Origin of the sequence: Polaribacter marinivivus (assembly GCF_042651285.1) — a bacterium.
Classification (GTDB): domain Bacteria; phylum Bacteroidota; class Bacteroidia; order Flavobacteriales; family Flavobacteriaceae; genus Polaribacter; species Polaribacter marinivivus.
Genome location: NZ_JBHSCY010000001.1, coordinates 1,404,586 through 1,416,426, shown reverse-complemented (window position 1 = coordinate 1,416,426; position 11,841 = coordinate 1,404,586). Strand labels below are relative to the sequence as shown.

The 11,841-nt window shown below is 29.5% G+C and carries 8 protein-coding genes; 2 read left to right on the top strand and 6 right to left on the bottom strand.

Translation table 11 applies throughout. The features are described 5' to 3' along the window. Nucleotides 1-5: 5 nt before the first annotated feature. From ACFOWD_RS06670 to kynU, 4 genes are read right to left on the bottom strand one after another with little or no spacing between them, the layout of a single operon-like run. Nucleotides 6-1,511 (bottom strand): M20/M25/M40 family metallo-hydrolase, encoded by a 1,506-nt coding sequence (locus ACFOWD_RS06670; protein WP_377409117.1) that lies wholly within the window; start codon nt 1,509-1,511, stop codon nt 6-8. Then, nucleotides 1,511-1,915: a RidA family protein gene (locus ACFOWD_RS06665; RefSeq protein WP_298992224.1), complete on the bottom strand. Its 405-nt coding sequence runs from the start codon at nt 1,913-1,915 to the stop codon at nt 1,511-1,513. Before ACFOWD_RS06665 ends, ACFOWD_RS06670 begins: the two co-directional genes overlap by 1 nt. Before the next feature lie 2 nt (nt 1,916-1,917). Continuing rightward, the gene (locus tag ACFOWD_RS06660) at nt 1,918-3,327 is read right to left on the bottom strand and encodes an FAD-dependent oxidoreductase (protein WP_377409114.1); all 1,410 of its coding nucleotides are present in this window, start codon (nt 3,325-3,327) and stop codon (nt 1,918-1,920) included. After that, on the bottom strand, nt 3,328-4,587 hold the full coding sequence (gene kynU / locus ACFOWD_RS06655; RefSeq protein ID WP_377409112.1) for a kynureninase: 1,260 nt from the start codon (nt 4,585-4,587) through the stop codon (nt 3,328-3,330). A gap of 105 nt (nt 4,588-4,692) precedes the next feature. Here kynU and ACFOWD_RS06650 point away from each other — a divergent pair, with 105 nt between their 5' ends. After that, nucleotides 4,693-5,871, top strand: a complete 1,179-nt coding sequence (locus tag ACFOWD_RS06650) for a C40 family peptidase (protein ID WP_377409110.1) — start codon at nt 4,693-4,695, stop codon at nt 5,869-5,871. Here ACFOWD_RS06650 and serA read toward each other — a convergent pair. Next, nucleotides 5,868-7,760: a phosphoglycerate dehydrogenase gene (gene serA, locus ACFOWD_RS06645; RefSeq protein ID WP_377409108.1), complete on the bottom strand. Its 1,893-nt coding sequence runs from the start codon at nt 7,758-7,760 to the stop codon at nt 5,868-5,870. The genes ACFOWD_RS06650 and serA overlap by 4 nt on opposite strands. A gap of 137 nt (nt 7,761-7,897) precedes the next feature. Further along, nucleotides 7,898-8,719, bottom strand: coding sequence for a hypothetical protein (locus ACFOWD_RS06640; protein ID WP_377409106.1), 822 nt, complete (start codon nt 8,717-8,719; stop codon nt 7,898-7,900). 185 nt (nt 8,720-8,904) lie between these two features. On the opposite strand from ACFOWD_RS06640, the gene gcvP reads away from it, so the two are divergent. After that, on the top strand, nt 8,905-11,790 hold the full coding sequence (gcvP, locus tag ACFOWD_RS06635) for an aminomethyl-transferring glycine dehydrogenase (RefSeq protein WP_377409104.1): 2,886 nt from the start codon (nt 8,905-8,907) through the stop codon (nt 11,788-11,790). Nucleotides 11,791-11,841 lie beyond the last annotated feature (51 nt).

Here is an 11,841-nt window from a genome sequence, read left to right as displayed (position 1 = left end):
AGTATTTATTCTATAAAATCTGTTTCTAAAATTGACAAACAAATTTTTATGCCTTGTCTAATATTACCTATTCTAATATTTTCATTAGGGCTATGCTGATTGTTATCCATATTTACCATAGGAACAATAATTGCAGGAATTTTTAACTTATTTATAGCTGGTATTATAGGAACTGTACCTCCCATAGTTCTAATGCTAACTGGTTCTTCTCCAAAAGTTTTTGTTAAACTTTTTCTTAGTTTTTTCCCAAAAGTCGAGTTTAATGGCGTTCTAAAAGCATTTACACCAGAGTTAGATGTAAATGTTACTATTTTGTTATTAGACAATCTTTCTTTATCAGTTGGTAGCCTATCTAAAACTAAAAAACCTCTTGATTTTATATGGTTTTTTATCTTTTCTAATTGTTCTTTTCCATCTGTTTCCACTACCAATCTCACATCAATATCTGCTTTTGCATATTCAGGAATTACTGTTTTTAATCCTTTACCTTTCCATGAAGTTCCTATTTGACGTACATTTAATGAAGGGTATTGTAATGCTTCTTGATAACTACCACCAACTTTTTCAGCATCTTTAATTACTAAACCATTATTCATAAAACCTGAATTGTCTGGAACTGATTCTAAGATGGTTTTTATATCATCAGAAATTGATATGCCTTTATAATAATCTTTAATTAATACTTTACCCTCTTCAGATTTCATAGAAGCTAATAAACGAGAAAGGGTAAAAACAGGATTAGATACATAATTGCCAAAATGTCCACTATGTTGTGGAAGTTTTGCTCCATAAGTGGTAATACTACAAGTTGCAATACCTCTACAACCAAAAGTTAACGTAGGTTTATTGGTATTGTGTGCAGGACCATCCATTATAATCATATAATCAGATTGGTAGGTGTTTTTGTATGCATCTAAAGTTGATAAAAAAGCATTAGAACCATATTCTTCTTCTAAATCAAAAATAATTTTAATATTGAATTTTGGTTTTTGATTATTACTTTCCAAAAGTTCTAAAGCAGATAAAAACATAACTATTGGTGCTTTATCATCTGCAGCAGCTCTTGCAAAAATGCGCCAATCATCATTTATTTTAGTGTTTAATTTATCCCAAGAAATAGATTTCCAGTCACCTTTTTCAGTTAGTTCTTTTAATTCTGGAATAAAAGGATCTTTCTGATTCCAAGCTTTTGGATCAACAGGTTGCCCATCAATATGAAAGTAAAATAAAATCGTTTTATAATCGGGATTTACAATCCTTTCTGCAAACAGAACAGGTAGTGTTTTTGCTTCTAAATTTTTAAAACTAAATCCTATTTTTTTATATTTCTTTTTTACCCAAGAAATATTTTTATACATGTTTTGTATTTTCGTAGGCAAATTGGGTATGCTTACAAACTCTCTATGATTTTGTAAAACAGTTAATAGTTTTGCATCCACTTTGTTTTCCCAATCTTGTTGTGCAAAAAAAGAAGTTATACTTAATAAAAAAAGAAGTAATATTTTTTTCATTATTGTTTTTTATAAGCTGTAACTTTAATCTCTACAACCAAATCTGGATGTGGTAATTGATGCACAGCAACTGTGGTTCTTGTTGGGCCAGTTTCTTTGTTAAAAAACTCAGCATAAGCTTTATTATAATCTGCAAAATCATTCATGTTTACTAAAAAAGAGGATACATCAACAACATCTTTTAAACTAGCTCCTACTGTTTGCAAATTACGATCTATGTTTTCTAGTACAGCTTTTGTTTGTAAATACGCATCTAACTTTTTAGTACCCATTTCATCTATAATTACAACTCCTGCAATTGTATTATCTGGTCTTCTAGAACTAGTACCAGATATAAAAATGAAATCTCCCACAACTTTAACATGTGGATATGCGCCTCTTGGTGTTACTTTTTTTTCTTCCATAATTATAATCCTGCTATTTTATCTTCTTTTAAAATTTCTTTGGTTTGCTGCTCTACTTTTTTCAAAATAACTGCCAATTCATTTTTTGTCATCTCTAAATTGGTATGCACTTTATCATCAGCAATTAAATTTAATAAGGCCTTATCTTGAGCTCTACCTCTTTGCATGGCTTCATTGTAACCTATGTTTTCATTAAAAGTAACCAAAGAGTATTTAGATGAATATTGGTTTGGAAAATGTTTTTCTAAATCCATTTCAATTTTTCTTTTCTCTTTAAATAAAGGGTTTGCAACATGATCTCTCATTTCATAAAAATTGTCAATTGCCAAATCTGCAATAGCATCTGTATCATGTTTTCTAGCTTTTTGATAAGCTTTAAAAACAGCATTCCAATCACCCAAATTTTGATTAAGAATTTCATCAAACACAAAAACGTCTTCGAAAGAAGCATTCATTCCTTGTCCATAAAAAGGTACAATTGCGTGAGCAGAATCGCCCATTAATAAGGTTTTGTTTTGATAAAACCACGGTGAACATTTTATAGTCCCTAAAGGTCCTGTTGGATTGTTAACAAACTCTTCTTTTATATTAGGAATTAAAGCCAAAGCATCTGGAAATTCTTTCTTAAAAAAAGCTGTGATTTTTTCTTCTGATATTAAGTTATTAAAATTATACTCACCTTCATCATAGCTTAAAAACAGTGTAACTGTAAAACTACCATCCATATTAGGTAAAGCTATCAACATAAAATCTCCTCTTGGCCAAATATGCAAATGACCTTTACTAATTTGATGATTTCCATTCTTATCAGCTGGAATTTCTAATTCTTTATATCCGTGATTTAAATAGTTTTGTGAATAACTGAACAAAAATTTACGTTCTGAAACGTAACTCTTTCTTAGAGAAGAACCTGCCCCATCTGTCCCAAATATGACATCTGCTTTAACTTTAAATTTCTCAGCAGTATCATAACTTTTAAAATGAGCAACTTTATTTTCTATGTCTACTTTTTTACATCCACTATTAAAATGAATCGTTACATTTTTATGTTTTTCAGCTTCATCCAATAAAATAGCATTTAAATCTCCTCTAGAAATTGAGTTGATGTACTCACCTTCTCTACCAGAATAATTAGAAGCAAAAGTATTTCCTTGTGTATCATGCATTAATCTACCATACATGGGTATACAGATTTCTCTAGCTTTTTCTTCCATTCCACACAAACGTAACGCTTTTAAACCTCTGTCTGATAAAGCTAAATTAATAGAACGTCCTGCAGAAATATCTACCTTTCTTAAATCGGGTCTGCTTTCATATACCTCAACTTTATAACCTCTTTGAGCCATTCTTAACGCTAATAAAGAACCACAAAGCCCAGCACCTATTATTAAAACTTTATCTTCTTTTTTCATTTAAACTAATTCTTTTAAAATTGAAACCATTTGATAAACATCTTGAAAACTATTATACATTGGCACAGGTGCACAACGTATTACATCTGGCTCTCTCCAATCTGTAATGATATGATGATCCATTAATTTTTGATGTAAACTTTTATCCGCATTTTTTACTTGAATAGATAATTGACAGCCTCTCTCTTTTGGATTTTTGGGAGTGATGATTCTAATTCTATCTGTTTCTATTTGATTGATTAAAAATTCAAAAAAACCTGTTAATTTTTCTGACTTTTCCCTTAATGCATCCATTCCTACTTCTTCAAATAAATCTAAAGAAGCTTTTATTGCAGCCATAGATAAGATTGGAGGATTACTTAATTGCCAGCCTTCTGCACCTTCCATCACATCAAAAGGCATTCGCATATTAAAACGAGTTTCTTTATTATGATTCCACCAACCAGCAAAACGAGGTAAATCTTTATTTTTGGCGTGTTTTTCGTGTACAAATAAACCTGCTAAACTTCCTGGACCAGAATTCAAGTACTTATAAGTACACCAAGCTGCAAAATCTACACCTGAATCATGTAAATTAGGTTGAATATTTCCTGCTCCATGAGCTAAATCTATACCTACAATACAGTTTTTTGAGTGACCTATTTTTGCTATTCTCTTTATATCTAGAAACTGACCTGTATAGTAGTTCACACCTCCTACTAACAACATTGCAATTTCATCACCTTGCTCATCAATAATTGTTTCTAAATCTTCTATATTAAGTAATTCTTCTCCTCTTCTAGGTCTCCACTCTATTAAATCGTTTTCAGAAAACCCATGGAACTTTAATTGAGATTGCACTGCATATCTGTCTGATGGAAAAGCATCACTTTCTATGACAATTTTATATTTTGCTTTTGTGGGTCTGTAAAATGACACCATTAACAAGTGTAAATTTGTAGTAAGTGTATTCATCACTACAACTTCTTTAGGTTTTGCTCCCACAATTTTAGCCATATTATCCGTTAAATATTCGTGATAATGTAACCAAGGATTTTTAGCTTCAAAATGTCCTTCTACTCCTAAATTTGCCCAATCTTTTAATTCTTGTTGTATATAATCTGCTGTTACTTTTGGTTGCAATCCTAAAGAATTACCTGTAAAATAAAGCCAATCTTTACCATTGGTATCCTTAGGAATATAAAATTTATTTCTTACCTCTTTTAAAGGATCTCTTTCATCTAATTGTTTGGCAAAGTCTAAAGAATTTTGGTAGTTCATTTAAAAATTGGTTTTCACCAAATATAAAACAATCTCTATTTAGAATGAATTATTTACTATGATAAATTAGTATCTTTATGTTTTATAAATCTTTAATTTCTTAGGATGAAAAACCTAAAATTCGTTTACATTTTATTAATATTATTTGTTATAAGTTGCAGAAACAGTTCAATTTTAGAATCTGCTTTAGAAGGTGTAAATAAAAGTATAAAAGAAAAATATGCGCCTGACAAAAGAGTAGCAATTTATGATGTTGTGATTAATAGTCAAAAAAATAAAATTGTAATTTCTGGAGAAACTAATCTAAAAAAAGCCTATGACAAATTGTTAGACAGCTTACAATCTTTAGATATTGGTTATGTAAATAAAGTAAGGTTTTTACCAGATTCTGCAGTTGGTGATAAACAATTTGCTATTGCAAGAAACTCAGTGATTAACATACGCTCTAACCCAAAACATTCAGCTGAATTAGGTACACAAGGTTTATTAGGTATGCCTTTAAAAATTTTAGACAAAAAAGGAGATTTTTATAGAGTTCAAACACCTGATAATTATATTTCTTGGGTAGACAAAGGAGGAATAACCCCTTTAAACCAACAAGAATTTGAAGCTTGGAAAACTGCTAAGAAAGTAATTTTTACAGAAAATTTTGGATATGTTTATAAAGATGAAAGTTTTAATGAAATCATCTCTGATATCTCTTTAGGTGGTCTATTAAAATTTATGAATGAAAATACTAATTCTTATCAAATAGTTTACCCTGATAAAAGAACTGGTTTTATAAAAAAAGAACAAGCATTTATTTATAATGAGTGGTTAGATAATCTTAAACCTAGTGATTTAAACATTGAAATTATTGCAAAAAAAATGGATGGTTTCCCTTATTTATGGGGAGGAACTTCTGCTAAAGGAATGGATTGTAGTGGATTTACTAAAATGGTGTATTTAATGAATGGCCTTATTATTCCAAGAGATGCATCACAACAAGTACATGCAGGAGAAGTGGTTGATAAAAACTTAGATTTTACAAATTTAGAAAAAGGAGACTTATTATTTTTTGGCAAAAAAGCTACTGAAGACAGTAAACAAAAAGTAACTCATGTAGGTATTTGGTTAAATAATGACAAGCAAGAATTTATTCATGCTTCAGGCAATGTGCATATTTCATCAATGGATGAAACTCACCCTTTATATGACGAATTTAATAAAAACCGTTATTTAGGAAGTAGACGTTATTTAGGTGTTACAGATAAAAATATTATTAACTTAAAAGAATTGTATTAATACAACACTCTAAACTTAATTGTACCTTCTACATTTCTTAGCTTATCTATAACTTCTTTATTGTATTCTTTATCTAAATCTGTTATTACATAACCTACTTTTGGGTCTGTAGATAAATATTGACCCATAATATTTAAATCGTATTTAGCTAATATCTTATTAATTTTAGCCATAACTCCTGGTACATTCTTATGTATATGTAAAAAACGATGCGCATTTACTTGTCTTGGTAAACGAATATTTGGAAAATTAACTGCATCTACTGTATTACCAGAATTGATATAAGCCATAATTTTGCCTGGTACAAAATCTGCAATATCTCTTTGTGCTTCTTCTGTACTACCACCAACATGTGGAGTTAAAATCACATTATCTAAGCCTTGTAATTCTGTATAAAACTCTCCATTTTTTCTTGGCTCTTCAGGATAAACATCAATAGCTGCCCCAGCTAATTTTTTAGATTTTAAAGCTTTTACTAAAGCAGGAATATCTACAACAAAACCTCTTGCTAAGTTTACTAAATGAGCACCATCTTTCATTTGAGAAATTTCTTTTTCTCCAAAGAAATTTTTATTTGCTGCATTATCATCAACATGAAGTGTTACTACATCAGAAATTTCTAATAACTCTTTTAAAGTATCCATTTTAGTGGCATTACCTAAAGCTAATTTATCTTCTACATCATAGTAATAGACATCCATACCTAAAGCTTCTGCTAAAACAGATAATTGCTTACCTATATTACCATAACCAACAATACCTAATTTTTTACTTCTAACTTCTTTAGAACCATCTGCTGTTTTATTCCATTGCCCATTATGTATTTCTGTACTTCTCTGAAAAACAGAACGCATTAACATAATAATTTCTCCAATTGCAAGCTCTACAACAGATCTTGTATTACTGTAAGGTGCATTAAAAACTACAATTCCGTTTTCTTTACAAGCCTCTAAATCTATTTGTTTTGTACCTATACAAAATGCACTAACTACCATTAATCTATTGGCTGCTTCTACAACTTTTTTAGTAACATTTGTTTTAGATCTAATACCTAAAACATGTACATCTTTTATTTTTTCAATTAACTCTTCTTCAGATAAACTTTTAGATACAGTTTCTACTGTAAAACCATCTTTAGATAACTTTGTAAAAGCATCTGGATGTACGTTTTCTAATAATAAGATTTTAATTCTGTTCTTTGGATAACTTATATTTCTTGTCAAATCGTTTACGTATAAAAATTCATCTAAATTTGGTGCAATATGATCTGCATTTTCTGTTGTTTTAGTTCTCGATACATTTTCTGTGTAAGCAAAAAACTTGTCTGCAACACCAGCTTCACGAGTTACATAATCACTGTAACCATCACCAATAACTTGTATTTCCCCTTCAAGGTTCATGTCTTTTAAACACTTGATTTTTCCATTATGTTGTGATAAAGGATTTTCAGTATCAAAACTTACTATTTTCCCTTCTTCATTAAACTCAAAAGTATTTGCAAAAACACGATCTGAAGGAATATTATATTCAGCTACAATTGGATCTATAAATTCTTTAAATCCACAAGAAATTACATAAATATCATCTGAGTAAAGTTCGAAAAATTCTTTATTTCTTTCAATTGATAAAGAAACTTGTTTTTTTAAATTTTCTACAAGTTGATCTAAATCAGATTTATTAGCATTTAAAAGTTTTATTCTTCTTTCTAATGATTCTGTAAATGATATTTCACCATCAATTCCTAGATTTGTAATATCTATAATTTCTTGTATAATTTCATCTTTCTTAGGATTATCAGATAATGTAATTTCTGCTAAAACATCTAAGGCTTCAACTCTTGTTAAAGTACTGTCAAAATCAAAAATGAAATTTCTTTTTGTAACTATCATTAGGTAAAACTTAACACATTTAAGTTGGTAAATCTACAAAGATGATCTACAAATTAGAAACGTTTTTAAATTTTTGTATTATCAATTTTATTAACAACGTTTTATAAAAATATCTTTAAAAACAAACGTTTTAATCTTTAAAAATTATCAAATCCTAAAAGTAATAACCACCAAAAAACAGGAATTGCTTCTACCCAAAATGAACTATAGTATTTAGTTTGATCTGTTTTTGCTCTCATTAACAAAATAATGGTCATAAAAAAGAATAACATAAAAGGAGATTTTACAGTAGCTACTGACTCAATAATGTATTCTAATACTAATACAATTACCATTAAAATGATTCCTAATCTTTTTGTTTGTTCAACACCTATTTTTTGAGGGATAGTTTGCAATGATATTGCATCATATTTAACATCTCTAATATCAAAAGGAAGAATTAAGACCAATACAATTAAAAAACGCTGTATTAAAAATAAACTAATATTAAAGTCTAATTCTTTATTAGACTCTATTATTGAGAGAAGCACTGTGAAACCTACCCAAACTAAGGCTATAACAATATTTTTTAAATGACTTATTTGTCTTAAGTTTTTTTCAAATCCGCTTAATAATGGAATAGCATAAAGTGCTGTTAGCAAGAAAAAAGGAACTGTAAAAAGTAATGTTTCTGTTTGTATTTTAGAAGCATAGTAACACATAGCTACAAAACAAAACAAAGAAAATATTTGAATGATTTTTAAGTTATTTGTAAGACTTCTGTGATGTAATTTAGCTACACCAGCAAACTTTACAAAATTATAACCTGTTATTGTCGCAAAAAATATAAAGAAATCTAAATTTTGATGATAAGGTAAATTAAAATAGAATTCTGTAATTCTTACAAATGCATAAACTGCTATAGCCACATGAATACTAGCATTTATGTAAAAATCGAAAACTGTCTTTAGAACTTTCATTAAACAAAAATAACTTATTGTTTATAATTATTCTATTTAGTTGATAATTAATATTTGTGATGATAAAATTTTAGGAATTAAGAATACTAAAATCCTTATTTTTGCATCGTTAAATTTTAGGTAATTAATATACTATAATTTTAATTAACTAAATCGTTTGAAATAAAGACTATAAATTATATTAAATGAATACAAATACGTTTCAATTAAGACACATTGGACCTAACAAAAGTGAGCGTGAGAAAATGTTACAAACTATAAATGCAGATAGTTTAGAACAATTAATTAGCGAAACTGTTCCAGAAAATATTCGTCTAAAAGAAGATTTAGATTTGGCTCCTGCAATGAGTGAATATGAATATTTATCTCATATAAAAGAGCTTTCTGAAAAAAATAAAGTTTTTAAAAGCTATATTGGTTTAGGTTATCACGAAGCAATTGTACCAAGTGTTATACAACGTAATATTTTAGAAAATCCAGGATGGTATACAGCTTACACTCCTTACCAAGCAGAAATTGCTCAAGGACGTTTAGAAGCTCTTTTAAACTTTCAAACGATGGTTTGTGATTTAACAGGAATGGAATTAGCTAATGCTTCTTTATTAGATGAAAGTACAGCTGCTGCTGAAGCTATGGCATTATTATTTGATGTTAGAGAAAGAGCTCAGAAAAAAGCTGGCGCTAACAAGTTCTTTGTTTCAGAAGAAATATTACCTCAAACTTTATCAGTATTATTAACTCGTTCTACTCCAATTGGAATTGAATTAGTAGTTGGTAATCATAGAGAATTTGATTTTTCTGAAGAATTTTTTGGGGCTATTTTACAATATCCAGGTAAACATGGTCATGTATTTGATTATTCAGATTTTGTAGCTAAAGCCAATGAAAATAACATAAAAGTTGCTGTTGCTGCAGATATTTTATCACTTGTAAAATTAAAAGCTCCAGGAGAATTTGGAGCAGATGTTGTTGTAGGTACTACTCAAAGATTTGGAATTCCTTTAGGTTATGGAGGACCACATGCAGGTTACTTTGCTACTAAAGAAAAGTACAAAAGAAGTATACCTGGAAGAATAATTGGTGTTACTAAAGATACAGATGGCAATAGAGCATTAAGAATGGCTCTACAAACTAGAGAGCAACATATTAAAAGAGAAAAAGCTACTTCTAACATTTGTACTGCTCAAGTTTTATTAGCAGTTATGGCTGGTATGTATGCTGTTTATCATGGTAAAGAAGGCATCCAATTTATAGCAGATTCTGTACACAATAAAACAAAATTAGTTGCAGACTGTTTACATAAATCAGGTTTTAAAATTTTAAATGAAAATTATTTTGATACACTTTTAGTAGAAATTGATACGTTTAAATTAAGACCTATAGCAGAATCAGAAAAAGTAAACTTTAACTACATCAATGATAAATATATTTCTATATCATTAAACGAAGCTACAACTCAGCAAGATTTAATGAAGTTATTTATGATTTTTGGTCAATTAAAAAAACAACCTGACACTGCAGCTGCTGAAAGTGAAGGCGAGTTTCACCAAATTTTAACTCAAGAATCATTTACTACTAATTTTGATGTAATTCCTAATAATATCAAAAGAAATACTTCATTTTTAGATAATGAAATTTTTAATACGTATCAGTCAGAAACAGATATGATGCGTTACATAAAAAAATTAGAGCGTAAAGATTTAGCTTTAAATCATTCAATGATATCTTTAGGTTCTTGTACTATGAAGCTAAATGCTGCTTCAGAGATGTTACCATTAAGTAACCCTCAATGGGGTAACATTCATCCTTTTGCACCAATTAACCAAGCAGAAGGCTATCATGAAGTTCTTAAAAAATTAGAACATCAATTAAATATAATCACTGGTTTTGCAGGTACATCTTTACAACCAAATTCTGGTGCACAAGGTGAATTTGCTGGTCTAATGACAATTAGGGCATACCATTTATCTAGAAGCGAAGAACACAGAAATATTTGTATAATTCCTGCTTCTGCACATGGAACAAACCCTGCTTCTGCAGTTATGGCTGGTATGAAAGTAGTGGTAACTAAAACAGATGCTCATGGAAATATTGATGTAGATGATTTAAGAGCTAAAGCAGAGGAACATTCAGAAAATTTAGCAGCATTAATGGTTACTTATCCATCTACTCATGGAGTTTTTGAAAGTGCTATTACAGAAATAACTCAAATAATTCATGATCATGGAGGTCAAGTTTATATGGATGGAGCTAATATGAATGCTCAAGTTGGGTTAACAAACCCTGCAACTATTGGTGCAGATGTTTGTCACTTAAACTTACACAAAACATTTGCAATACCTCATGGAGGTGGAGGACCAGGGGTTGGACCTATCTGTGTAGCTCCACAATTAGTGCCTTTTTTACCATCAAACCCTGTAATTCCTGTAGGAACAAAACAAGCCATTACAGCTATTTCTGCAGCTCCTTATGGTTCTGCTTTAGCTTGTTTAATTTCTTATGGCTATATAACAATGTTAGGTTTTAAAGGATTAACTAATTCTACAAAAAACGCCATTTTAAATGCTAACTATATAAAAGAGCGTTTACAAGGTCATTATGACACATTATATACTGGAGAAAATGGTAGAGCTGCTCATGAAATGATTATTGACTGTAGAGATTTTAAACAAAAAGGAATAGAAGTTGTTGATATTGCAAAACGTTTAATGGATTATGGTTTTCATGCTCCAACAGTATCTTTTCCTGTAGCTGGAACAATGATGATTGAACCTACAGAATCTGAAAGTTTAGCAGAATTAGATCGTTTTTGCGATGCTATGATTTTTATTAGAAAAGAAATTGAAGAAGTATCTAAAGAAGATGCTAATAATCCTTTAAAGAATGCGCCTCATACACAAGCTATGTTAACTGCAGATGAATGGAATTTACCTTATTCTAGAAAACAAGCTGCTTTTCCTTTAGATTATATAGCTGATAATAAGTTTTGGCCAACTGTAAGAAGAGTTGATGATGCTTATGGAGATAGAAACTTAATTTGTTCTTGTAATCCTATTGAAGATTATATGTAAAATTTAAGATTTAATACATAATAAAAAGCCATTTCTATAAAGAAATGGTTT

What these genes read in the sequence shown, in the direction of transcription:
- ACFOWD_RS06665 (WP_298992224.1), bottom strand. Translation starts at nt 1,915, where the DNA reads ATGGAAGAAAAAAAAGTAACACCAAGAGGCGCATATCCACATGTTAAA.
- gcvP (WP_377409104.1), top strand. Translation starts at nt 8,905, where the DNA reads ATGAATACAAATACGTTTCAATTAAGACACATTGGACCTAACAAAAGT.
- kynU (WP_377409112.1), bottom strand. Translation starts at nt 4,587, where the DNA reads ATGAACTACCAAAATTCTTTAGACTTTGCCAAACAATTAGATGAAAGA.
- ACFOWD_RS06650 (WP_377409110.1), top strand. Translation starts at nt 4,693, where the DNA reads ATGAAAAACCTAAAATTCGTTTACATTTTATTAATATTATTTGTTATA.
- serA (WP_377409108.1), bottom strand. Translation starts at nt 7,760, where the DNA reads ATGATAGTTACAAAAAGAAATTTCATTTTTGATTTTGACAGTACTTTA.
- ACFOWD_RS06670 (WP_377409117.1), bottom strand. Translation starts at nt 1,511, where the DNA reads ATGAAAAAAATATTACTTCTTTTTTTATTAAGTATAACTTCTTTTTTT.
- ACFOWD_RS06660 (WP_377409114.1), bottom strand. Translation starts at nt 3,327, where the DNA reads ATGAAAAAAGAAGATAAAGTTTTAATAATAGGTGCTGGGCTTTGTGGT.
- ACFOWD_RS06640 (WP_377409106.1), bottom strand. Translation starts at nt 8,719, where the DNA reads ATGAAAGTTCTAAAGACAGTTTTCGATTTTTACATAAATGCTAGTATT.